Raw genomic sequence first — 25,110 nt, forward strand, 5'->3', positions numbered from 1 at the left:
ATTTCCATGAAAAAAAGGGCGAATCAAATCCGCCCAAGTTATTTTACATTCTCTCAACTGTCTGAATGCCTAGCAGTTCCAAGCCCTGCTTTAAGGTTTTGGCGGTCAAAGCGGCAAGCTGTAAACGACTGGATTTGGTTGGCTCGTCTGCGGTCAAAATCGGGCAGTGTTCATAAAATGCTGAGAATACGCCTGCCAATTCGTACAGATACAATGCCAGCGTGTTGGGTAAAGCGTCTTTGGCGGTGATGATGAGACACTCTTCAAATTGCAACAGTTTGATGGCTAAGGTACGCTCCTTATCATCACTGATGATGATGTCGCCTGCCAGTTCATCGCTATCGACACCTGCTTTGGCGAAAATTGAACGCACCCGAGTGTAGGCATACTGCATATAAGGGGCAGTGTTGCCCTCAAAAGACAGCATGGCATCCCAATCAAACACATAATCGGTGTTGCGATTTTTTGATAGATCGGCATATTTGACCGCTCCGATGGCAACGGCATTGACGACCGCTTGTTTTTCCTGTTCGGATAGGTCAGTGTCTCTTTCGTCAATGAGTGTGGTGGCTCGTTCTACCGCTTCATCTAACAAGTCGGCAAGTTTGACTGTATCTCCTGAGCGAGTTTTAAACGGTTTGCCATCTTTGCCAAGCATCATGCCAAAGGTGTGATGCGTCATCTCAAAGTCAGCTGGCACAAACCCACCCATCTTAGCAATGCCCCATGCTTGTTTGGAATGCTGGGCTTGGCGAGCATCGGTGAACAAAATCACACGGTCGGCATTGAGAGTGTCATGGCGGTACTGGGCGGCAGCGATGTCGGTGGTGGTGTACAAGAACCCACCGTCATTTTTTTGAACAATCACGCCCAAAGGCTTGCCTTCTTTGTTTTTAAATTCGTCCATATAAACGACGGTTGCTCCGTCATCTTCTACGGCGATGCCTTGATTTTTAAGACTTTCTACCACGCCTTTTAGCATAGGGTTGTACAGACTTTCGCCCATCGTGTCTTTTGGCGATAAAGTTACGCCCAGACGATCGTACAGGGCTTGGCATTGGGTCATGGTCAGATCTACCAGCTGTCGCCATTTGCTCAACATGGCTTCATCACCACTTTGTAGGCGTACCACATACTTTCTGGAAGTTTCAGCAAATTGCTCATCTTTGTCATATAAAGCTTTGGCGTTGCGATAAAAATTTTCAATGTCGGCAAGTGCCATGTCGCTGGCATTTTCACCATTTTCAGCTTCAAATTTTTCCAAATAAGCAATTAGCATGCCAAACTGTGTGCCCCAATCGCCAATATGATTGGCACGGATGATGGTGTTGCCCAAAAACTCTAAGGTGCGTACCACACTGTCGCCAATGATTGTTCCACGCAGATGCCCCACATGCATCTCTTTGGCGACATTGGGCGATGAATAATCCACCACAATCGTATCGTGCTGAGTTTTGGCGATGCCCAAATGTTCATCATCTAGGGCGGTTTTGACAGAGTTTGCCAAAAATTCGTCATCAAGAAAGATGTTAATGAAACCTGGCCCTGCAATTTCTAGTTTGCTAGCAATGCCTTGCAAAGCATTGGTTTGGGTCAACTCATCAATAACTCGTTGGGCGAATTCTCGTGGATTTACCCCCAGTTTTTTGGCAGCACCCATGATACCATTGGCTTGATAATCGCCAAATTGGGGTTTGCCAGACTGTTTGATGATGGGATCTGCGTCTACGCCTACATGTGTTAAGGCGGTTTTAAAATGATGGGATAGTAATGCAGAGATGTTCATGAAAGACTCTTTGATTGCCATGAATTTTTAAACAGTGATTTAATTGAGCAATGATACCAAAAAACGGTGTTTTTTTGGGAGAAATTATCCATTTTTTTGGCAAATTTATCCGATAAAAAGACTAATTGGCGAATTTTAATAATTCTTATCTTAGGTATGCCATGGGTTTTTCGGTGGTTTTTAAAAATCATTATTTTGTCATATAACTGTCATTTTTGCTTGTTACACTTAGCCACAAGTAAGTTGATGGTGCATCAAGATGTGATGATCAAGCTTGATGCCATATTTTTGTACAACCATAAAGGATCTTGCATGAAAGCAAATAAATTCATCATCTCATTACTATCGATGTCGCTAGGTGCATTGGTATTGGCAGGCTGTCAAGACAATAAAACGCCACAATCTGCTGATCAAAATCAGACCACTCAAACAACCAATCAAGCTGGCACTGATGATAAGATTGCGATGACGGTTACGGGTGCGGGTGCGTCATTCCCACAGCCTGTTTATGTTCGCTGGGCACAAGGATTTTTAGATGATGTTGGCGGTCAGGTGAATTATCAGTCTATCGGTTCATCAGGTGGCATTAAGCAAATCATTGCTAAGACGGTGGATTTTGGTGCAACCGACTCACCGATGAGTGCAGATGAGCTTGATAAAGAAAATTTGGTGCAGTTTCCTACTGTGATTGGTGGCGTGGTGCCAATTGTTAATATTGATGGCGTGGCAGCAGGTCAGCTGAAATTGACTGGTGATGTGCTTGCTAAAATTTACTTGGGTGAGATTAGCAAATGGAATGACGCACAAATCACTGCTCTAAATCCTGATTTAAAACTGCCTGATGAAAATATCATCACCGTATTTCGTTCTGATGGTTCAGGAACAACTTTCATTTTTACCAACTATCTTTCCCAAGTATCTGATGCTTGGAAAAACAGTGTTGGAGCAGAAAAAACCGTCAACTGGCCGACTGCTAAGACAGGTACAGCAGGTAAGGGTAACGAAGGTGTGGCGACTTATGTCGGTCGTGTCAAAAATTCCATTGGTTATGTTGAGTATGCTTATGCAAAACAAAACAACATGAGTCATACTCAGCTACAAAATGCCAAAGGGCAGTTTGTCAATCCATCGCAAGAGACTTTCTCGGCAGCTGCAGATGTGGACTGGACAAAAGCACAAGGCTTTAATTTGGTTCTGACCAATCAACCAAGCGATAATGCTTGGCCACTGGCGGCAGCTACTTTCATTTTGGTACAAAAAAATCCTGCCAACGAACAAAATACCAAATCTGCTTTGGCATTCTTTGATTACGCCTTTAAAGACGGCGATGCGATGGCGTCAGAGCTTGATTATGTGCCATTGCCAGCTGGTGTCAAAGACTTGGTGCGTGCAGAATGGCAAAAGGTGGTCGGTCAAGATGGCAAGCCATTGTTTAATCAATGAACCAATGAATTGAGCAGTTAGTAAGCAACAAACCCAATCTCAAAAACAACAGCTATCTCATGATGGCTATTGTTTTTGAAAAAGCTTTTATGGTTGATTGACCTAAAAGCAACAATAAGAAGATGATTTGTATGAATGACATTCTTGCCAAAAAATTACAACGAGAACGACTGTATGATTCGTTATTCGTGGGAACGACTCGGTTATTTGCATTATTGGTACTGGTGATTTTAGGTGGCATCTTGGTCATGCTGACTTATGGTGCATTGCCAAGCATTAGAGAGTTTGGGTTTGGTTTTTTGACATCAAGCAGTTGGGATGTGGTTGCGGGTGAATATGGAGCTTTAGCACCGATTTACGGCACGATTTTAACTTCTGTGATTGCATTGGCGATTGCGATGCCTGTCAGCTTTGGCGTGGCGATTTTTTTGACTGAATTGTGTCCTAAGTTGTTAAAAAAGCCTTTGGGTGTGTGCATTGAGTTACTTGCTGGTATTCCTTCCATCATCTATGGCATGTGGGGCTTGTTCGTGTTTGCACCGATTTTTGCCCAATATGTGCAACCTGTACTTGCTAAGACTGTTGGACAAATCCCTGTGTTGGATCGCTTTTTTTCTGGCATACCAATGGGGATTGGTATTTTGGCTGCGTCATTAGTATTGGCCATCATGATCATTCCTTTCATTGCGTCTGTGATGAGAGATGTGTTTGAAATCACACCACCAATGCTCAAAGAATCTGCTTATGGATTGGGAGCGACTCGGTGGGAGGTTATCAAGCATGTTGTGCTGCCTTATACCAAATCTGGTGTGGTGGGTGGTGTGATTTTGGGTTTGGGTCGTGCATTGGGTGAGACGATGGCGGTTACCTTTATCATTGGCAACACCTTTAACCTTAGTCTTGATTTGTTCAGCTCTGGCGTATCCATCACCTCGGTGCTTGCCAATGAGTTTGCTGAAGCGATTGATCCGATGCACATCTCATCACTGTTATTTTTGGGATTGATTTTATTCATCATCACTTTTGTGGTGCTGTGCTTATCAAAAATCATGCTAATGAATATGGCAAAAAATGAAGGGCGATGATCTCAGTGTGCTGTTTAGCAACATGCCATGCAAGCTTTAAGCAAGCTAAAAAAATTATTCAAGTTCAAATAAGACTGTTAAATTTAAAAAGGAAATGATGATGCAAATTAAAGTCGGACAAAAGTCAAAGTTGGCAGAAGCACGCCTAAATTTAGAGCGGCCTTTATTCCCAGAGGTGCAAAAAATTGCAAGCAACGCCATTTATGTGCGTCGTCGTCTGATGAATCGCATCTCCTTGGTGTTTGCTTATGCGGCGATGGCGTTTGGGTTGTTTTGGTTGGGTTGGATTTTTTATACGCTCATCAGTGAAGGCATGTCAGGGCTTGGGACGCATATTTTTAGCATGAATACGCCACCGCCTGGCATGCAAGGCGGTCTAAAAAATGCGATTGTAGGCAGCCTGATGATCACATTAAGCGGATTGATGATTGGTACGCCGATAGGCGTCTTGTGCGGCATTTATTTGGCAGAATTTGGACAAAACAGTAAGCTTGCGACTGTTACTCGCTTTTTAAATGATGTGTTGCTGTCTGCACCTTCCATTGTGATTGGCTTGTTTATTTATGGACTTATTGTTGTGCCGATGGGTAAGTTTTCTGGGATTGCAGGTTCTTTGGCGTTATCGCTTTTAGTCATTCCTGTGGTGGTTCGTACGACTGAAAATATGTTGCGTCTTGTGCCAAATTCGTTGCGTGAGGCAGCTTTTGCATTGGGTACGCCTAAATACAAGCTTGTAGGCATGGTAACCTTAAAGGCAGCCAAAGCGGGTGTTTTGACAGGAGTGTTGCTCAGCTTTGCTCGCATCTCTGGAGAGACCGCACCATTATTATTCACCGCTTTAAATAATCAATTTTTTAGTACAGACATGGCATCACCGATGGCAAACTTGCCGAATGTCATCTATCAATTTGCGATGAGTCCTTATGATGATTGGCATGCATTGGCATGGACGGCAGCGTTATTGATAGCTTTGTCGGTATTACTGGCGAATGTTGTCGCTCGATTGCTACAATCTCGCTCACATTAATTAATTGATTGCTAATCTCATCATATTGGAGTAAGTCATGAACTTTTCGGTCAGTTTTCCAGATTCTAAGATTCAGAAGAGTCAGCCAAAATTAAGCGTGCAAGCATTTAACTTTTATTATGGAAAATTCCATGCATTAAAAGACATCAATTTAGACATTCCTACAAACCAAGTTACCGCTTTTATTGGACCTTCTGGCTGTGGCAAATCAACATTGCTTCGCAGCTTTAACCGCATGTATGATTTGTATAACGAAAGCCATACCACAGGTAGTATTCTGCTTGATGGCGATGACATTTTGGCTGATGGCATTGATGTCAATCTATTGCGTGCCAAAGTTGGCATGGTATTTCAAAAGCCAACACCATTTCCGATGTCCATTTATGATAATGTGGCGTTTGGTGTGAAGCTGTATGAAAAGTTGAGCAAGTCTGAGATGGATGAGCGTGTGGAATGGGCCTTAAAAAAGGCGGCTTTGTGGACAGAGGTTAAGGATAAACTCAAACAATCTGGCGGCTCATTATCTGGCGGTCAACAGCAAAGATTGTGCATTGCTCGTGCGGTGGCCTGTCGTCCTGAGGTGGTTTTGCTTGATGAGCCGACCTCAGCACTTGATCCGATTTCCACAGGATTTATTGAAGAGTTGATCGGTGAGTTAAAGCATGATTACACGATTGCCATCGTAACGCACAACATGCAACAAGCAGCAAGGGTTTCTGATCGCACCGCATACATGTATTTGGGTGAGTTGATCGAAATTGGCGATACTAACATGATGTTTAGCCAGCCAAAAGTACAGGCCACGCATGATTACATCACAGGTAAATTTGGTTAATTTTTTGGCTTGTTATTTCATGTCTTTAATGTTACATTGCTAGGAAGTTGCACAGATAATCAGATTGAGTGCGTCAGTCTTGATGGGTTTGTGCGGTTGTCGTGCAATCAAGTAGGGCAGAGCTTTATAAGGAAAATCTATGTCAAGTAGCCGACCGAGTGTTTTGGTGGTTGAAGATGAGTCATCAATCCAAAGGCTGATTGAGTTTGCATTGGTGCAGGCGGGGTTTGGTGTGTTGCTGGTGGACAGTGCAGAGGCTGCCAAAGTCGTTATTGATGACAAGTTGCCTGATGTGCTACTGCTTGACTGGATGCTGCCTAAAATGTCTGGTGTGGAGTTTGCCAAAGAGTTGCGATCATCTGACCGTACAAGTGATTTGCCCATCATCATGCTGACCGCACGCAGCGAAGAGAATGATAAAGAATTGGGTCTGAATTGGGGTGCTGATGATTATGTTACCAAGCCATTTAGTCCACGAGAATTGGTGGCACGCATCAAAGCATTACTTCGCCGACGAGCTCCACAAAAGACCGACAGCATTGTTAAGGTTGGGCGTTTGACTTTAAGCCCACAGGATCATCAAGTCATGGTTGATGACACGCCAGTGCATTTTGGACCGACAGAATTTAAGTTGTTGCATTTTTTTATGACGCATACGGATCGCATTTATAGCCGTGCAGAGTTGTTGGATTTGGTATGGGGTGATCACATATTCATAGAAGAGCGTACGGTTGATGTTCATATCAGACGGCTTAGACGAGAGTTAGAGTCATCAGGTGTTGCTCATTATGTGCAGACGGTACGGGGCGTTGGCTATGGTTTTGGGGCGAAAGGCATAGGTTGATGTGGCAAGCGATTTTTGTCCTGATGATGGCTTTTTTAATGGGCGCTTCTTTATTTGTGTTGGTGGGTGAAAGAGAGGCTTTCGTTGGTATCATTGGTGTGCTTTTGGTGTGGAATTTGTATCATTGTCTGCATTTACACCGCTTATTATGTTGGCTTGATAATAAACAACAAATGCTTCCCAAGGTGATGTCATCTCACTTTGATAGAAGTTTGGGGGGTTGGCAACTGATTTTTGATAAACTGACCGCCAATCAGTATAAGCAAATCAAGCATAAACAGCGACTTAATGCCACCATTCATCGACTCAACCGCATGATGGCAAGTTTGCCGAGTGCGTTAGTCATTGTTAACGACAAAGGGATTATTGAGTGGAAGAATGCCAAAGCTGATGCTTATTTGGGTTTGGATACCTCATTAAAAATGCCCATCAAGCAACAAATCGCCCATGAAGAATTTCACGCTTTGTTTGATGTTGCTTCTAGCCAAGGTGTTGAAGAGGTAAAGATTACCTTGAATCAAAAAACACTATTAATCACCATCATTCCCATAGAATCTGGAGCGACAATGCTCATTGCCAGCGACATCAGTGCCACCGAACAGCTTCACAACTCAAAGAGTATTTTTATTGCCAATGTCAGTCATGAATTGCGTACGCCCTTGACCGTCATTCAAGGATTTTTAGAGATGCTGGAAAATGACGCTTTGGAGCAGGAATTACGCCGTGAATTTGTTGGCTTGATGCAAAAAGAGGCTCTAAGAATGATGGAGCTTATCGAAGGGCTTTTGACTTTATCTCGATTGGAAAATGATCAGCATAATTTTGATACCGAACCCGTCTGTTTATCGCAAATGATCATGGGCATCTGTACCGATGTTGCTGCGTTAAGTGATGGGCATTGCATTACAAGCCATATTTGCCCTGATGTTTGGGTTGATGGTGTGTATAAAGAGTTATACAGTGTGTTTAGCAATCTGATTGTTAATGCCATTCGCCATACTGAACATGGCACACAGATTGAGGTGAATCTGTTTTGTGATGATGATATTGTTTTTGTTGTTAAAGATGATGGTGAGGGGATTGCCAGTGAACATTTGGTTCATTTGACGGAGCGATTTTATCGAGTGGATCAAGGCAGAAGCCGAAAGACAGGTGGTAGTGGGTTGGGACTTGCCATTGCCAAACATGCTGTGGCTCGACATGATGGAGTTTTGAGTGTGGAGAGTTGTGTGGGTGAAGGAAGTGTTTTTACTGTCAGATTGCCAAAGTCAGCCAATCATGCGATTCTTGGCTCTACTTAATCTTTTTAAAAGAGCGGGTTGTTTGCGGTCAGTGATTCGTGCTTGAAAGATGGTGTGTCTGCTGTGTCAATGCAATATGGGTCAATGTTTGCCATATGCTAAGTATTACCAACGACATCTTTTGTGCGCTGATAATCAGTGTGTGGGGGTGTTTTTGGGTTGATTTATGTGGTTCGTATTGATCAATGATGGTCGTGATTTGTCATGTGGTGTGCATAAAAAAAATAAGATTGGCAAAACCAATCTTATTTTTATTCGTTTAGGCGTCTAACTGTGCCATCACTTCATCACTAAAATTGACATTGGTATAAACCTCTTGGACATCATCTAAGTCTTCTAGCATGTCAATCATTTTAAGTACTTTTTGGGCATCGTCAATGTCATCAATGTCTGCTGTGGTGCTTGGTGACATGGTTACTTCCATATTATCTGCTTTTAAATCAGCTGCTAGCAGGGCATCCACCACCGAGCCAAAATCATTTGGTTCAGTAATGACAAGTAAGCTTTCGCCGTCGTTTTCAATATCAGTCGCTCCTGCCTCTAGGGCGATTTCCATGACTTTATCTTCTAGCGAAACATCATTAAATACAATCTCTCCACGCTTAGAGAATAAATACGCCACAGAGCCACTTGTGCCAAGGTTGCCACCGTGTTTGGAAAAGGCATGACGAACTTCGCCCACAGTGCGATTCACATTATCAGTCATGGTCTCTACGATGACCGCAACGCCACCCACACCATAGCCTTCATAGGTGATTTCTTGAACATTATCGCCTTCACCACCGCCTTGACCACGCTCAATGGCACGCTTGATGACATCTTTGGTCATGTTGGCGGCGTTGGCTTTTTCTAGTACGGCGCGCAGGCGAGGGTTGTTTGCTGGGTCTGGATCGCCACCTTTGCTGGCGGAGACGATTTCACGAATGATTTTGGTAAAAATCTTGCCTTTAGCGGCATCTTGCTTGGCTTTGCGATGTTTGATGTTTGCCCACTTACTATGACCTGCCATAATGCACCTTTTAAACAGAAATGATAAAAATGGGTTATTATACAATTTTTGATAAAATTTGCCAATGTGTTAGCAACAATAGAGGCGGTTGTGCTTGGTGCTGGGTAATGAAAACATGAGATTGTTGCCATGATGGTCATTAATGTGTCTTTGATGACACTAGATGACAATATTTGTTGCAATGTCATGCCAAAATTTTGTAAAAAAACTACCTTATGCCTGCAGCTTTGTTATAAAATATGAGCAAAAAGTCATTGACATCACCCATGAATCTCACGAAAAAACACACTCCCTTAAAAGAACGAATTTACATCGTCATTGAAGGCACGGATACCCGCATCGGTAAGCTTTTTGATGTGTTGTTGCTTATTGCGATTGCATTGAGTGTGATGGTTGTCATGCTTGATAGTGTGCTTATTTTGCGCCTTGAATATGGTCGGCTGTTTTTTTATGCCGAATGGTTTTTTACAGTATTATTTACCATTGAGTACGGACTTCGGTTGTACTCTGCACCCAATCGTAAGCGATATGTGTTCAGTTTTTTTGGGTTGGTGGATTTGCTCGCCTTGTTACCCAGCTATCTGAGTTTATTTTTTATGGGTGCACAGTATCTGCTTGTGGTGCGAGTATTAAGGATTTTGCGTGTTTTTCGTGTATTCAAACTGCATTCTTACATGCATCAAGCAGGGTTTTTGGCGGCAGCATTTAAGACATCGCAGCATAAAATCATCGTGTTCTTTTTATCTTTGTTGTTATTGGTTACGATTTTTGGTTCGGTGCTGTATGTGACAGAAGGGCCTGAAAATGGCTTTACAAGTATCCCTTTATCCATCTATTGGGCGGTGGTAACACTGACGACCGTAGGGTATGGAGACATCTCCCCTAAGACACCAATTGGTCAAGCGATCGCGTCGATGGTGATGATCACAGGTTATGCCATCATTGCTGTGCCAACAGGAATTTTTACCGCAGAGCTTACTCGCACAATGCGACCACAACTCCATCCAATCGCTTGCTCTAAGTGTGGTAAGTTTGGTCATGCGTCTAACGCCAAGTTTTGTGATCGCTGTGGTCATGACTTGCATTTATGATGGAATTAACAAAAAAAGCCAGTAAAAACTCACCGGCTTTTTTGGCGGCTGTCAGAATTGATAAGTCAATGAGATGGTGTAATTGCGACCAGGAGCGGTGTAGCGATTAAAGCCATGACCATCACCATCAACCATATTATTCACATTGGTGTTGCTAAACATTCTTAATGTTTCCCAAGGAATGTATTTGACATTGGTGATGTTATAAATGCCAGCATTTAGAATGAATGCGTCTTTTTTGCCAAATCTTTTTGAGCCATACAAGTCATAAATCAGCACATTACGACTGCGATTGGCGTGCTTGTAAGTTTCTACAGACTCGGTGTATCCTGTACGAACACGGTCAATCTTGGTGTATTTGCCCGTCGTAGCATCTTTGGCGTAGCCATCATAGGTGCAGTAGTATTCATAGCCAGTATAAGGACATTCACGAGTGGTCATCTCAAACTTTGGTGTGATGGCAATCCCTTTGGTGCTTTCGGGATTTTTTGCACGAATGCTACGCAACCGCCCATGGATTTCCCAGTTGCCATTAGGGGAGATGTAATCTGCACCCAAAATAAGACTGGCGGGTGTGGCAGCCAATGTGTTGATTTTCAGCTTACCATCGTGATCGGTTTCTACCCATGCGTGATCTTTGGAGGTGTGGTAGTTGGCGGATACATGAAATTTGCCAGCCAAATTCAGCTTATCAGATAAATCGCTTTGTATGCCAACTTTCATCCCTTTAATTTCAGCGGTGTCTAAGTTGGTTGATTGTAAGCATATGGCTCGACCATTACAACCGCCAGTATCATCATTCCAAAATTTGGTGTGAATGAACTGTTTGTATTTAGAAAGATAGCCTGAAAGGTTTATCTGGGTGTTTGAGGTTGGGGAAATTTTCAACGCCAATTCTTGATTAAGGGATTTTTCTGCCTTTAAATCATAATTGGGGACTTCCATGACCCCAAGCCCTTGGAAGTTGCGATAAATTTGTGTGCCAGTCGGTGCGACAAAGCCTGTGCCAATTTTGTATTGAGCGGTAAGCTTTTGTTGGATGAGTTCGTAATCAAAAACGCCACCCCAGCTGACTTGGCTGTGCTTGGTTGGCTCTAGGCTTTTTCCTGCTCGATAATTTTCACAAAAACCACCAGAGGCGTTGTTGGTAACGCAAGTCTGATGCACGCGTGCGTTTTCATCATAACCAAAGACATCGGTTTGGAAATACGGTTGGTATTGATAATCATCATAACGCACGCCCAAGGTGGATTTTAGGCGTTTACCAAATCGAATGATGTCAATCAAGGCGATGTGATGACTGTCTTTTTTGACATCTGAAAAGGTGTAATTTAAGTAGCTGGGTGAGCCATCTTCTTTGAGTACTGTTGCCGATGTGCTGCGATCACTGCGTGTCTTGGACGCATTGAGTATGAATTTGTGTTCGCCAGCATTGCCCAAGTCGAATAAGGTGCTTGTTATGTTTAGGTCGTATTGGTCGCTTGTGGTGTTGGTTGGGCGATATTCTCGACGATCAAAACTAACCTTATTTTGTGAATCTCTGTCATACACCCAAGTATCTGCCAAGCCTAGTACTTTGGCATGTGTGTAGTGCAATGCAAGCTCATCGATGGGACCACTTAAAGTCTGATAACGATAGTTAGCACCATAGCTTTTTAGCTGCTCTTTATCCTTGGCACGGCGTGGACCGACACTGGTACGAGAGCCGTAGCTGGCATTAATATCAGTATTCATGACAGTGTCTTTATTTTGGTAGATGCCATGCAATCCGAAACGATGATTGTCATTGGCATGAAAATACAGTTTTGCCAAAAGGCTGTCTTGGGTGGCATTTGCTGCTTGTGGATGGCGTAGGGATTTTAATGAGTGACTGGGAATGTGATCCTTAGAATAAATGTATGCCAAATTGTCAATTTCTTGCTTGTCATGCTTTTTTAGGTCATGATTTTTAAGTTCATGCCCTTCACGGCGAGCATAATTTACTAAAAATTCTGCCTGATCATACACGCCTGCCAAGCCAATCGTCGCTAAATTCTCTTCATTTTTACTGGCATGACTAACTTTGGCATAACCCCCTAAATGACCCTGCTTGACCAAATGATGAGGTTCTTTGGTGCGGTAAGAGATGGCACCGCCCACAGCGCCAGAACCAGAAACCAAACTGTCAGCACCAGCAGCAATACGCACGCCAGCCATCATTTCAAGATCTGGGTTGAATCTGCCTTCATACATGTATCCGTATGGCGAAAAGATTTCATTCACTTCCACCTCCGGTAAGGAGATGCCATCGATGTTCATTGCCACACGATTGCCGTCCACGCCACGAATGGCAAAGCCTTTATTGCCATAGCGACCCACCTCAGCGACATCAACCTCGGTATTGTATCGAACAAGGTCTTGGGCGTTTTGAATGTTTTGTTCATCAAGCATGCGGCGATTAAGCACTTTTTCACCGATTTGCTCGGTTGGTGTGGCATTGAGTGTCACTTGGAGTGTTTCAAGCGTGATGTTATTGTCATCATTATCCTTGGCATGAGCTTGTGAGGCATCAATCATGAGTGCAGGTACAATGATGGCAAGTAAGGCTTTTTTGGTGGTGAAGGCAGGTAATCTCATAAAAATCCTTAAAGAGTGGTCAAAAGATGAATAAAAACATCAAGGTCATTGTAACACTTGTGTTGTATTATATCTTAGTTGTGCCATTCATGTAAATAAGAGTTCATCTTATTTGAATACAATTCGCAATGATGCTTTTTGTCCGAATAAATAGTCGTTGTCAATGATCATTTGGCGTATAATATTCAATATTTTATCAACCGATGACTGGTCATGAATATTCAAACTTTCTATCAAAAAGCCCCTATGACTTTGCTTTGCATCCTAAGTTTTGTGTGCGTTGCTTTATCTCAGCTGCTGTTGGGCGTTAATTTTGATCAGCCAAGTTTTGATGAGTTGATTCGTTTTGGGGCAAACTTTCTGCCTTTAACACTGGCAGATGAACCCTGGCGTTTGCTGTCTGGCGTGTTTTTACACATAGGTCTCATCCATTTGTTACTTAACAGTTTTGCCATGTATTATTTTGGGCAGGTTGTGGAAGGGATTGTTGGTAGGTCATTATTTTTGGCGGTATTTTTGCTTTCAGCGATTGGGGGTAATTTACTCAGTTTATTCGTTACTTGGCAGAGTGTGATGAATGGTGGCTTGGCAAATGTATCGGCAGGGGCATCAGGTGGCATCATGGGGCTTGGTTCATTTTTGCTTGTCGTTGCCATATTTAAAATACCAACGGCTTTTGTGCTTGATGCTAAAAATTTGTTTATCGTGATGGCGATCAACCTTGTCATGGGGTTTGCCTTGCCTGGGATTGATAACGCAGGACATGTTGGCGGTGTGATGGTGGGCTTGCTGTTTGGCGGTGTGTTTGTTTTGTCATCGAAAACAACATTGCCAAAGATGAGTGTTTGGGTGTTGGCGGTGTTATTACTGGTGGCGTTTGTATTGATTTGGTGGCAACTGCACATGCAACTGTGGCATGATTAATGATGAGTAAATTGACATAGCCTAACATCATCACTCATCAACCCAATGACGGCAGACACTTTGCCGTCATCAGATCGCCAATCGCCCAGTACCAATCTTTTTTTTGGATCTGCGTCATGCATAGCTGGGCGATGGGTGTGCCCATGTATTAAGACATCGCAAGTATGCCACGCTTTTGTTACTGCGTGGTGATTGACATCCATGATGACGGCGGCTTTTTGAGCCTTATCCTTGGTGGATTTGGCTGTGATGGCTTGAGAAATCTTGCGACGACGGCTTAATGGCTGCTTTAATAAGAGCCATGTGATGATGGGGTGCTGAATAATCGTACGATAGCGTTGATATTTTTTGTCATCGGTGCATAAGCGATCGCCGTGCTCCAGACGGTATGTGATATCTGTGTGTAAAAAATGCGGTTCTTTGATGAGCTTGCCACCAAATTCATCGCACAGCCCCTGACGAATGGCAAAATCACGATTGCCATGCATGACAAAAATGGTGGTTTTGTCGGAGAGCTGTTGTAGGGCAAGTATGGCAGGTGTCAGCCAATGTGCTTGCCGATCACTGGCTGTGAGTGTCAGGTAGTCGTCATCACCAATCCAACCATCCAGCCAATCACCTAAGATATAAAGACTGTGCAGATTGGGTAGGACGGATAAATCTTTTAATAATGCCACAAACGCCGCAGACAAAGCAGGGGTGTTATTTGATAGGTGTAAATCAGAGATGAATACTGCCTTAATCTCATGGGGGCGTGTGGTCAAGAGGTGGTCAAAGCGTTGCATGAAAATATGCCATAATAAGGGCGAGAGTTTCGCCCTTATTGGTGAGGTGGGTTATTTTGAGATGATTTTGGCAGAGTTGATGACGATTGGCGTGGTTGGTACATCGGCATGGTAGCCATGACGGCCTGTTTGCACGGCTTTTATTTTATTTACCACATCCATGCCTTCGGCAACCTTACCAAAGACGGCATAACCCCACCCTTGTAGTGTTGGGCTTGAATGATTTAGGAAATTGTTGTCTTTGACATTGATAAAAAACTGAGTAGTGGCTGAGTGTGGGTCATTCGTGCGAGCCATGGCAATCGTACCAGCGTCATTTTTTAGACCGTTATCAGCTTCATTTTTGATTGGTGTGCCGGTGCGTTTTTCATTCATGTTGATGTCCATGCCACCACCTTGAATCATAAAACCGTCAATCACACGGTGAAAGATTGTGCCATCATAATGACCGTTTTCAACATAGTCTAAAAAATTAGCGACTGTCATGGGGGCTTTTTCAGCATTTAATTCAATCACGATGGCACCGTGAGTGGTGTCAAGTTCTACTACTGGCATGTTCATGAGCATTCCTTAAAAAATTAAACAGTAAGATGCTAGAGGTTTAAAATAAATTATTGTTATTATAACAAAATTTTTTAAAAAAAGGGTGATGAATAAAGTCGACTTGACAAAATATGATGACTGATAAAAATGCCATTGATATCTTGATGCAGAAATTTTGGCAAATCGTCAACTTTCATTAAAATTATGCTAGAATAAGATGGCTGATTATTTTTAATGTAGGTTAAAATGATGACTGACAACGCACCCACAAAAAACAATTTCATTTTACAAATCATTCGTGATGACTTGGCTTCTGGCAAACATGATGTCATCACCACGCGTTTCCCACCCGAGCCAAATGGCTTTTTGCACATCGGTCATGTTAAGTCCATTTGTCTAAATTTTGGCGTGGCCAATGAGTTTGGGGGTGCGTGTCATTTGCGTTTTGATGACACCAATCCAACCGCTGAAAAGCAAGACTATGTCAACAGTATTAAAGAAGATGTTGAATGGCTTGGTTTTAAGTGGGCAGGGGAGGTGCGTTACGCATCACACTATTTCGATCAATTATATGCATGGGCAATCAAATTGATCAAGCAAGGCGATGCGTATGTGGATTTGCAGACGCCAGAGCAAATCCGTGAACATCGTGGTGGATTTGGCAAGCCTTCGGTAGAATCGCCACAGCGCAATGCTAGCATTGAGGAAAATTTGGCTCGCTTTGATGACATGAAAAACGGCAAATATCAAGAAGGTGAGGCGGTATTACGCGCTAAGATTGACATGAACCATGCCAACATGAACATGAGAGATCCCATCATTTATCGTGTCATGTTTGCCCATCATCATCAAACAGGCGATGAATGGTGTATCTATCCAATGTATGATTATGCTCACCCACTGTCTGATGCGATAGAGAACATCACGCATTCCTTATGTACGCTTGAATTCGAGGATCACCGTCCTTTTTATAATTGGGTGGTGGATAAAGTCGGTTTTGTCAAGCCTCCACACCAATACGAATTTAGCCGTCTTAACATTGAGCGTACATTAACATCCAAGCGTAAACTAAAAAGACTTGTGGATATGGGCGTGGTGTCAGGTTGGGACGATCCACGAATGCCGACTGTGGCAGGCATGAGACGCCGTGGCTACCCTGCGGCGGGCTTGCGTGATTTTTGTGAGCGATTGGGTACTTCTAAGGCAGAGGGCTTGGTGGATTTTCGTCAGCTGGAATTTAGTGTCAGAAATGCTCTTGAAAATACCACTGCACGAGGCATGGCAGTACTTCGACCACTTAAGGTTACCATCAAAAATTTTGAAGAGGCAGTCGCCGATTTTGAACATCTAAAAAAACAAACAGTCAAGGCTCGCTTAGATGATGGTGTATTGTGGCTTTCTCAACCTAAGCACCCAAGCATGGACATGGGGGAGCGGGAGATTCCATTCACCAAACAGATTTATATTGATAAAACAGACTTTGAAGTCAATCCGCCAGCAGGCTATAAACGCTTGTCGCCCCAGAATAATGAAATTCGCCTGCGTAACAGCTATATACTCAAAGTTGAGGAGCATGTTACCAATGACGCAGGTGAGGTGGTGGAGCTTTTGGCAACCATCGACCCTAAAACCTTAGGTAATAATCCAGAGGGTCGTAAGGTCAAAGGTGTGATTCACTGGGTGTCAGCGACGCATGGTGTGGATGCTGTGGTGCGTGTGTATGATCATCTGCTCTTAGAGGATGATGAAGCCAATACTCAGATAATGTTGAGCGAAAAAGACATGTTGGATGTGGATACGGATGCCGATACTTTATGGATTAAGCAGCATTTAAATCCACAATCACTGATTGTTTATCAGGCGGTGGTAGAGCCATCATTGGCAGATGTGGCTATGGGCGATCGCTTTCAATTTGAGCGTGAGGGATACTTTGTGGCAGACAGCGTTGAGTTTACCAAGCAGTTGCCTGTGTATAATCAAATCGTCAGTCTCAAAGATGGCTTTTAGTCAATGTCTTAGAGTAATAACCGCAATTTCATGTTGCGGTTTTTTATTGGGCCTGTTGTTCAAGTTGTCATCTTTTAGATCATGTGGGGATTTTTGTCAATTTAAAGTCAAGTTAAAAATGCTTTGGCATTTGGCAGATATGCAAAACTGATGCGTAAAAACCGTAAATGTGATAAAGTAGTGAACCAATAAGACATGATAAGAGTATGAATAATGAAAATTTTATTGGCCAATCCACGAGGGTTTTGTGCAGGCGTGGATCGAGCGATTGCGATTGTCAATGAGGCGTTACGCCGTTTTAATCCACCCATCTATGTGCGACATGAAGTGGTTCATAATAAATTTGTTGTTGAGGATCTTGCCAGTCGTGGAGCGATATTTGTTGAGGAGTTGGATGAAGTGCCTGATGGGGCAATCGTCATTTTTTCGGCACATGGCGTATCAAAGGCGGTTGAAGATGAAGCGGCTCGCCGTGATTTGACTGTGTTTGATGCGACTTGCCCATTGGTAACAAAGGTGCATATTGAGGTGGGGAAATTTGCCAAAGAGGGCATGGATGCTATCTTGATTGGTCATGCAGGACATCCTGAGGTTGAAGGAACGATGGGCAGATTTGACACCAGTTTTGGTGGTCGTATTCATTTGGTTGAAGACGCCGATGATGTGGCAAACTTGACTTTTGATGAAGGTAGGGAGCTTGCATTTGTTACGCAGACCACCTTGTCGATGGATGATACGGCAGTGGTGATCGACGCCTTAAAAGATAAATTTCCAAAAATCAATGCGCCTCGCAAGGATGACATTTGCTATGCGACACAAAACCGCCAAGATGCGGTTAAATCTTTGGCCAAACAATGTCAAATCGTCTTAGTGGTTGGCAGCCCCAATTCTAGTAACTCAAACCGACTAAGGGAGCTGGCTGAAAGACTGGGCTCAAAGGCGTACTTGATTGACAATGCCAGCCAAATGGATAAAGCCTGGTTTGATGGCGTGGCGGCAATAGGTGTAACCGCCGGGGCATCTGCACCAGAAATTTTAATTCAAGAAGTGCTAGATACTTTACAGTCGTGGGGAGCAGATTCTCCCATAGAGCTTGGTGGTATTGAAGAGAGCGTAACTTTTAGTTTGCCTAAGACATTGCGCGGTCAATCTTAGTTGATGAGTGTATCATCATTGGTAAAAATGAATAATAAGAAGATTATGACAAAGCTTAATTTATCACCGCGATGGATAGGTGATATTGATGATGATTTGATAAAAAAGCTCGGTTCAAAGACACTGTCTCGTGTGTTTTTGGCTCGTGGCATTCATGATGTTGGCATGCTAGACACTTCGGTAGGAGGCTTGTTGCCAGCAGGGGGGTTGTTAGGGCTTGAAGAAGCGGCCAAACTTATTGATGAAGCCATTGATTGTCAACGAATTTTAATTATTGGTGATTTTGATTGCGATGGGGCAACCTCTACCGCCTTGATGGTGCGTTGTTTAAGAGAAATGGGGGCTGATGTTCATTTTCTCGTTCCTGACCGTTTTAAGTTTGGTCATGGCTTGACACCAGAAATTGTCAGTGTCGGTGCGGCACAGTTTGATCCAAAACTCATCATTACCGTGGATAATGGGATTTCGAGTCATGAAGGCGTACAAAAAGCTCATGAGTTAGGCATTGAGGTCATCATCACTGATCACCATTTAACCACCAAGCCATCACCAAATGCGGCCGCTGTCGTCAATCCCAATCAGCAGGGCTGTCATTTTGCAAGTAAGTCATTGGTTGGGGTTGGTGTGGCGTTTTATGTGATGGGTCGCGTTGCTCGACTTCGTAAGCAGGCGGGTAAAAGGACGACAAGCGTCGCTAAATACTTGGATTTGGTTGCTTTGGGCACGGTGGCAGATGTTGGCACGCTTGACCACAACAATCGCATTTTGGTTACGCATGGGGTGAATGCCATTCGTGGCGGGCGTGCTTGCCACGGCGTGCTTGCCATCTTAGAGCAAGCTGGGCGAGATCATGAAAAAATCAGTAGTGATGATTTGGGCTTTGCAATCGCACCTCGCATCAATGCCGCTGGTCGGATGGAAAACATGCGAACGGGAGTGGAGTGCTTGTTGGCAGATGATTGGAGTGCGGCACACACATTGGCATTGAAACTTAATAAATTAAATCACTCTCGTCGAGCGATTGAGATGCAAATGCGAGACGAGGCTGGTCAAATCATTCACGACTTACATCTTGGTTCTGATGATAAGCTGCCTCGATCAATCATCTTGCATCAAGACGGCTGGCATCAGGGTGTGATTGGTATTGTGGCAGGGCGTATCAAAGAGCGTCTGTATCGCCCAACCATCGTATTTGCTCCTGCCGATACAAATAAGACGGGTGATGATGACTTCATCAAAGGCTCAGCACGCTCAATTGCTGGGGTGCATATTCGTGATGCGATTGAGGCGGTGGCAATCACTCATCCTCATCTGATCGCTCATTTTGGTGGGCATGCGATGGCGGCTGGCTTGACGATTAAAAAATCTCATTTTGAAGCGTTTAGGTCGGCTTTTTTAAAAGTCATGGAAAATTTTGATGAATCAGTGTTTAAGGAAGAGCAGTTTACAGATGGTGAATTAACCCCTGAAGATTTTAGCCTAAGTTTTGCCCAAAGGCTTAAAGACATCAGTGTGTGGGGCAATGGGTTTGCACCGCCAGCGTTTGATGGTATGTTTGAGGTGCTTAATTTTCGAGTGATGAAAGATAAACACCTAAAACTGACGCTACGCTTGTCTTGTGTGCAATATCCAATAGATGCCATTTGGTTTAATTATGATGATAAAAAATGGGATTACCGTGCAAGCTTTGTGCATGTCTTATACACCATCGATATTAATGAATGGCAAGGCAATCAAATCCTACAACTGGTGATCAAAGATCTTGCGGTTAATCAAATCGTTCCGATGGCACCAGTGAAAAATACTTAAGTACTCAAACCGACTAAGAATAAGATTAAGAATTTTCAGAATTCATGATGGTTTGAGGCTTGGATCAACATCAAGCCATCATGAATAAGAGAAGATTTTGGGATTTTTATGCGGCAAGCAAAAAAATACCCTCTTTTTAATAAAAGAGAGTATTTTATAATATGGCTCCCCAACCTGGGCTCGAACCAGGGACACACGGATTAACAGTCCGATGCTCTACCGACTGAGCTATTGGGGAATGATTTCATTCTTTAAATCATCGGTTCATTTAAAGAATGGTGGGTCGTGCAGGATTCGAACCTGCGACCAATTGATTAAAAGTCAACTGCTCTACCAACTGAGCTAACGACCCAATGTGTGTTGATTATTATACCAGATAATTTCAACTTTGCAAGTATTTTTTTTAAATACTTATTATTAGGATGTTGGTGGGTCGTGCAGGATTCGAACCTGCGACCAATTGATTAAAAGTCAACTGCTCTACCAACTGAGCTAACGACCCTCATCGCTAATGTGGTGCGTATTATACAGGATATTTTTTATATTGCAAGCATTTTTTTTAATTATTTATGAATAAAAATGTGGCATGAAGTGAAAATCGCAGTTTTTACTGCATATTGGGTGTTTTTTTTTGTGATTATTTTAAAAAATGCCATGTGAATTAACCCATGAATGAATGCCCAAGACACATGGATAGGACAAGCTGTTGTAGCAAATGCCACACATCACCATCTTTGATGCCTTTGATGGTTTTGTCAATGTTAAATATGATTGATTGCCATCTTTGATTGTCTGCAAGCGAAGTTCGCCGAGAGGCATTTGTATATAGTGTGATTTTATTGCGCCAAATGCCTAACTGGTGAGGTTGTTTGCCAGTTTGAATCTGCATGAGGAGCCTTGCGTCTTTATTGAGATTCCATAAGATAATGCTTGGTGCAATGTCGGCGGTTTTTAGATGGGTTAGGATTTGCAATGCTTTTGTTGTATTGCCTGCTAAGATGGCATCAGACAGGTCAAATATGCTAAAAGTCGCACCATCAATCAGGCAGGTGGTCAGTTTCGTTTCATTAATGGTGTCATGTGGATATGATAATGATAATCGCCATAGGTTTTGATGAGCAGCGAGCAGATTGTTTTGAGTATGAGAAAGTAGTAACTCCCAAGCATGATCGTTGAGCGTGATGCCAAAATGCTTGGCCTGAATTTGTAACAATTCACGACGCATGCGTTCATCACGGATGTTACCGTCAATGACCAATCCGTATTGATCAAACAGGCGAATCGCATGACTGGCAAGGGATTTTTTATCTTGCTTTGGTAAGCACCAAATCAAGTGGTGCGGGGTGTCTTTGGCGATGCGTTCAAGGGTTGAAAGCGTGTTGCTGTCTGCTTTTGGCTTATGATTTCCTGTAACGATGATGGCACTGGCATCACCAAACAGACTAAGACTATCTAATTCAAAAATGACCTCGTGCCATGATTGATGGCTGCTTAGCTCAATGCGTTTGATGACTTGCTGATGCTTTTGCCAAAACGGTCGACATGCATCAATCAGCCATTGCGTAGTCAATGGCTCATCGCCATGAATGAGCCAAAAACCCAACAAGGGCGTCGCTGACTGTGTGTTTAATAGCTGGGCAAATAAAGATGAGAAAGGCTGCTGCATGGCTGATGCTTTTTTTAGAGCTTTTAGGGTGATTTGGCTTTGGCGTAATACTGCTCGGCAATACGCTGTGCCAAATGATCATACAGCCATGTCTTGGTTTTCTCGCCTTGCTGATCGACAGTAGCGACACTGGCTTCATTATATTGATAGCTTTGCTCAACTTGCATGGGAATGCTACTGATGTCATCTCCTATGGCATAGCTGACGGTAGCTGACAGCACAAGACGCACTTCGGTCAGCGTGCCAACAAGCTGATAGCGACGCAATTGCACACGATCAATGCGAATGCTATTGGTGGAATCTGCTTGATGAATGATGGCAAGCGATTGTAGCTGCTTAATTAACGGTTGTTTTAGCCCAAGTGCGGTGCGATCGTCTGGCAGTTTGATGGTAACATTGGCATGAGCAGGGCTTAACTGAGTAGGTTGTGTGCTACCACGCAAGGCAAAACCACAAGCACCAAGACCTGTGGTCATTACCATGATGCTGGCAAGCATTAAGATTTTTTTCATGAATCAATCCTAGATGATTAACCAGCTACGACAAAACTCACCAGTTTGTTTGGTACGACAATGGCTTTTTTTATCTCGCCTGTCAAAAACTTACTCACGCCTTCAACTTCTTTGGCAAGATTAATGAGTGTGTCATTGTCCAAATCTGGACCAACCTCCATCTGACCACGCACTTTGCCATTGACCTGAACGACCATCTTGACGCTGTCATTGACTAAGGCATCTTCATCAACAATCGGAAAGGTGATGTTGCGACTGTCAAAACCAAACTGTTCTAGCAGATACTCCCCCACATGTGGAGCATACAAGGCTAACATGGACAATAGGGCGATGACGGTCTCATGCTTGACGGCTAAGTCATTGATGTCTTTGATTTCAAAGGCACTCAGTTCATTGGTGAGTTCCATTAGGGCGGATACTGGTGTGTTAAGTGCCAGATGCTCGCCTAAGCTTATGTCAATTTTGGCAATGGTCTTATGTGTTTTGTGTCTCAATTCTTTGGCACTCTTGCTAAGTGCTGTTTTGTCAATGATCAAATCCGCTGTATGATTGTTGATGGCGGTCAGATGCTCGCCTACGATACGCCATACTTTTTTGACAAAATTATGCGGACCTTTTAGGGCGGAGTCCGACCATTCCAATGTTTGATCGGCAGGGGCGGTAAATAGGGTGTAAAGGCGCACGGTGTCGGCACCGTACTCATTGATGATGGTCTGCGGATCAACGCCGTTATTTTTTGATTTCGACATTTTTTCGATTTTACCGACCACCACGGGCTTGCCATCAGCAATCAGGGTCGCCTTACCATTGTCAATCGCCACTTCGTGTGGAAAATAGTAAGTCTTACTGCCATCTGTATTTTCACGGTAGTAAGTCCCTGCCAATACCATGCCTTGGGCCAGTAAGTTGGCAAATGGTTCATCTCCACCGACCAAACCTTCATCGCGCATGACTTTATGAAAGAATCTGGCATACAATAAATGTAGTACGGCATGTTCAACACCGCCCACATACTGATCAACCGATAGCCATTTATCTGCTCCTACTCGACCGACCATTTGTGTGTCGTCATTTGGCGTGGTAAAACGCTGGGCATACCAGCTTGACTCCATGAATGTGTCAAAAGTGTCAGTCTCACGCTCAGCAGGCTGACCGCATTTTGGACAGGTGCATTCTAGGAATTCTGGCATGTTTTTGAGTGGGTTGCCACGACCATCAGGTACGACATCGGTTGGCAATATCACAGGCAAGTCTGCTTCATCAACAGGCACGGTGCCGCAGTAGGTGCAATTAACCATTGGGATTGGACAACCCCAATAACGCTGACGACTCACCCCCCAATCACGCAAGCGGTACTGTGTGGTAATCTTGCCTTTATCGCCTAAAAGCGTGGCAATCTTAGCGGTGGCATCGGCTTTATTTAAGCCGTCAAGCTCACCAGAGTTTATGCAGACGCCATTTTCTTTGTCGGCGTACCATTCTTGCCAAGCGTTTTTGTCATAACTTTGACCTTTAATGTCAATGACTTGACGAATGGGCAGTCCATATTTATTGGCAAACTCAAAATCTCGCTCATCATGAGCAGGCACTGCCATCACAGCACCAGAGCCATAGCTCATCAGTACATAGTTGGCAACCCAAACGGGCACGCTCTGCCCTGTGATGGGGTGAACGGCGACCAATCCTGTATCCATGCCGACTTTTTCGGCTTTGGCAAGGTCAGCTTCGGCAACAGAGCCTTGCTTGCATTGGGCACAAAATTCCGCTATCGCTTCATTGGTGCGTGCGGCATGTTGAGCCAATGGATGTTCGGCGGCAACTGCCAGATAGGTAACGCCCATCACGGTATCAGGACGAGTGGTGAACACAGTCAACTCATCTGCCTGTCCATCAATCTCGTACTTAAAAGACAGCTCCATGCCATGACTTTTGCCAATCCAGTTTTGTTGCATAGAAAGCACTTGCTTTGGCCACTTACCTTCTAGGGTCTTTAAGTCTGCAAGTAATTCATCTGCATATTCTGTGATTTTATAATAGTACATTGGAATGTCGCGTTTTTCAACAATCGCCCCAGAACGCCAGCCACGACCATCAACGACCTGCTCATTGGCAAGCACGGTATTATCTACAGGGTCCCAGTTGACGGTGGCAAGTTTTTTATAAACCAGGCCTTTTTTGTAAAGTTGTAAAAATAACCATTGCTCCCATTTGTAATAATCAGGTGTACATGTGGCAAATTCACGAGACCAGTCAATGGAAAGACCCAGTGATTTGAGTTGTTCACGCATGTTGTCAATGTTGGCAAAAGTCCATTTGGCAGGAGCAACGCCATGAGCGATGGCGGCGTTTTCTGCAGGCAGACCAAAAGCGTCCCAGCCCATTGGTTGCATGACATCATGACCTTTTTGGCGATAGTAGCGACTCAGCACATCGGTGATGGCATAGTTGCGCACATGCCCCATGTGCAGCTTGCCACTTGGATAGGGAAACATGGAGAGCATGTAGCGGGCTGGTTTACCATTGTCAAGGTTGTTGGTTTGGTAGCGATTGCCGGCTTGCCATTTGTCTTGTTGGGATTGTTCAATGGCACTAAAATCATAATCTTGCAACATAAAAAATCTCAGAATGAAAGTAAAAGCGATGGGTTATTATAGCGTAATTTTGTTATAATT

Annotated in this window: 19 protein-coding genes and 3 tRNA genes; 11 read left to right on the plus strand and 11 right to left on the minus strand. The window is 43.6% G+C overall.

Going from position 1 to position 25,110, the window contains the following annotated elements; translation table 11 throughout:
• Positions 1-43 precede the first annotated feature (43 nt).
• Positions 44-1,786, minus strand: a complete 1,743-nt coding sequence (argS, locus tag M2R47_RS05105; RefSeq protein ID WP_249099873.1) for an arginine--tRNA ligase — start codon at positions 1,784-1,786, stop codon at positions 44-46.
• A gap of 312 nt (positions 1,787-2,098) precedes the next feature.
• On the opposite strand from argS, the gene pstS reads away from it, so the two are divergent.
• The 6 genes from pstS (at position 2,099) to M2R47_RS05135 (ending at position 8,321) form a co-directional block, all read left to right on the plus strand.
• The gene (pstS, locus tag M2R47_RS05110) at positions 2,099-3,229 is read left to right on the plus strand and encodes a phosphate ABC transporter substrate-binding protein PstS (protein ID WP_249099876.1); all 1,131 of its coding nucleotides are present in this window, start codon (positions 2,099-2,101) and stop codon (positions 3,227-3,229) included.
• Positions 3,230-3,351: 122 nt separating this feature from the next.
• Positions 3,352-4,314 carry a phosphate ABC transporter permease subunit PstC gene (pstC, locus tag M2R47_RS05115; RefSeq protein ID WP_407069074.1) on the plus strand — a complete coding sequence of 321 codons (963 nt, stop codon included), beginning with the start codon at positions 3,352-3,354 and terminating at the stop codon, positions 4,312-4,314.
• A 220-nt stretch (positions 4,315-4,534) separates the two neighbouring features.
• A complete protein-coding gene (pstA, locus tag M2R47_RS05120) occupies positions 4,535-5,341 on the plus strand; it encodes a phosphate ABC transporter permease PstA (RefSeq protein WP_249100038.1) in 807 nt (268 codons plus the stop codon).
• 37 nt (positions 5,342-5,378) lie between these two features.
• A complete protein-coding gene (pstB, locus tag M2R47_RS05125) occupies positions 5,379-6,176 on the plus strand; it encodes a phosphate ABC transporter ATP-binding protein PstB (protein ID WP_249099882.1) in 798 nt (265 codons plus the stop codon).
• 139 nt (positions 6,177-6,315) lie between these two features.
• Positions 6,316-7,020: a phosphate regulon transcriptional regulator PhoB gene (gene phoB, locus M2R47_RS05130; protein ID WP_249099885.1), complete on the plus strand. Its 705-nt coding sequence runs from the start codon at positions 6,316-6,318 to the stop codon at positions 7,018-7,020.
• A 38-nt stretch (positions 7,021-7,058) separates the two neighbouring features.
• Positions 7,059-8,321, plus strand: coding sequence for an ATP-binding protein (locus M2R47_RS05135; RefSeq protein ID WP_249099888.1), 1,263 nt, complete (start codon positions 7,059-7,061; stop codon positions 8,319-8,321).
• A 259-nt stretch (positions 8,322-8,580) separates the two neighbouring features.
• Here the strand turns inward: M2R47_RS05135 and M2R47_RS05140 are convergent, their stop codons facing one another.
• Entirely contained in the window at positions 8,581-9,330 is a 750-nt protein-coding gene (locus M2R47_RS05140) for a YebC/PmpR family DNA-binding transcriptional regulator (protein ID WP_249099891.1), read from the minus strand.
• A gap of 266 nt (positions 9,331-9,596) precedes the next feature.
• Here M2R47_RS05140 and M2R47_RS05145 point away from each other — a divergent pair, with 266 nt between their 5' ends.
• Positions 9,597-10,421 carry an ion transporter gene (locus M2R47_RS05145; RefSeq protein WP_418001183.1) on the plus strand — a complete coding sequence of 275 codons (825 nt, stop codon included), beginning with the start codon at positions 9,597-9,599 and terminating at the stop codon, positions 10,419-10,421.
• A gap of 51 nt (positions 10,422-10,472) precedes the next feature.
• Here the strand turns inward: M2R47_RS05145 and M2R47_RS05150 are convergent, their stop codons facing one another.
• Positions 10,473-13,037, minus strand: coding sequence for a TonB-dependent receptor domain-containing protein (locus tag M2R47_RS05150; protein ID WP_249099896.1), 2,565 nt, complete (start codon positions 13,035-13,037; stop codon positions 10,473-10,475).
• A gap of 213 nt (positions 13,038-13,250) precedes the next feature.
• Here M2R47_RS05150 and M2R47_RS05155 point away from each other — a divergent pair, with 213 nt between their 5' ends.
• Entirely contained in the window at positions 13,251-13,961 is a 711-nt protein-coding gene (locus M2R47_RS05155) for a rhomboid family intramembrane serine protease (RefSeq protein WP_249099898.1), read from the plus strand.
• On the opposite strand, the gene M2R47_RS05160 is transcribed toward M2R47_RS05155, so the two are convergent.
• Positions 13,958-14,746, minus strand: a complete 789-nt coding sequence (locus M2R47_RS05160; RefSeq protein WP_249099900.1) for a UDP-2,3-diacylglucosamine diphosphatase — start codon at positions 14,744-14,746, stop codon at positions 13,958-13,960. The two genes, M2R47_RS05155 and M2R47_RS05160, sit on opposite strands and share 4 nt — an antisense overlap.
• Positions 14,747-14,797: 51 nt before the next feature.
• A complete protein-coding gene (locus M2R47_RS05165) occupies positions 14,798-15,307 on the minus strand; it encodes a peptidylprolyl isomerase (RefSeq protein WP_249099902.1) in 510 nt (169 codons plus the stop codon).
• Positions 15,308-15,538: 231 nt separating this feature from the next.
• Between M2R47_RS05165 and M2R47_RS05170 the strand changes: the two genes are divergently transcribed.
• The 3 genes from M2R47_RS05170 (at position 15,539) to recJ (ending at position 20,260) form a co-directional block, all read left to right on the plus strand.
• Positions 15,539-17,296, plus strand: coding sequence for a glutamine--tRNA ligase/YqeY domain fusion protein (locus M2R47_RS05170; RefSeq protein ID WP_249100043.1), 1,758 nt, complete (start codon positions 15,539-15,541; stop codon positions 17,294-17,296).
• A 213-nt stretch (positions 17,297-17,509) separates the two neighbouring features.
• Entirely contained in the window at positions 17,510-18,451 is a 942-nt protein-coding gene (ispH, locus tag M2R47_RS05175) for a 4-hydroxy-3-methylbut-2-enyl diphosphate reductase (protein ID WP_249099905.1), read from the plus strand.
• An 18-nt stretch (positions 18,452-18,469) separates the two neighbouring features.
• Positions 18,470-20,260 carry a single-stranded-DNA-specific exonuclease RecJ gene (recJ, locus tag M2R47_RS05180; protein ID WP_249100049.1) on the plus strand — a complete coding sequence of 597 codons (1,791 nt, stop codon included), beginning with the start codon at positions 18,470-18,472 and terminating at the stop codon, positions 20,258-20,260.
• A 162-nt stretch (positions 20,261-20,422) separates the two neighbouring features.
• On the opposite strand, the gene M2R47_RS05185 is transcribed toward recJ, so the two are convergent.
• The 6 genes from M2R47_RS05185 to leuS form a co-directional block, all read right to left on the minus strand.
• Positions 20,423-20,498, minus strand: a tRNA-Asn gene (locus M2R47_RS05185).
• 38 nt (positions 20,499-20,536) lie between these two features.
• A tRNA-Lys gene (locus tag M2R47_RS05190) sits at positions 20,537-20,612 on the minus strand.
• 74 nt (positions 20,613-20,686) lie between these two features.
• Positions 20,687-20,762, minus strand: a tRNA-Lys gene (locus M2R47_RS05195).
• 159 nt (positions 20,763-20,921) lie between these two features.
• Positions 20,922-21,926 carry a DNA polymerase III subunit delta gene (gene holA / locus M2R47_RS05200; RefSeq protein ID WP_249099910.1) on the minus strand — a complete coding sequence of 335 codons (1,005 nt, stop codon included), beginning with the start codon at positions 21,924-21,926 and terminating at the stop codon, positions 20,922-20,924.
• Between the two features lie 23 nt (positions 21,927-21,949).
• Positions 21,950-22,438, minus strand: a complete 489-nt coding sequence (locus M2R47_RS05205) for an LPS-assembly lipoprotein LptE (protein WP_249099914.1) — start codon at positions 22,436-22,438, stop codon at positions 21,950-21,952.
• Between the two features lie 17 nt (positions 22,439-22,455).
• Positions 22,456-25,050: a leucine--tRNA ligase gene (leuS, locus tag M2R47_RS05210; protein WP_249099917.1), complete on the minus strand. Its 2,595-nt coding sequence runs from the start codon at positions 25,048-25,050 to the stop codon at positions 22,456-22,458.
• Positions 25,051-25,110 lie beyond the last annotated feature (60 nt).

The organism is Moraxella oculi, from assembly GCF_023336735.1.
GTDB lineage: Bacteria > Pseudomonadota > Gammaproteobacteria > Pseudomonadales > Moraxellaceae > Moraxella > Moraxella oculi.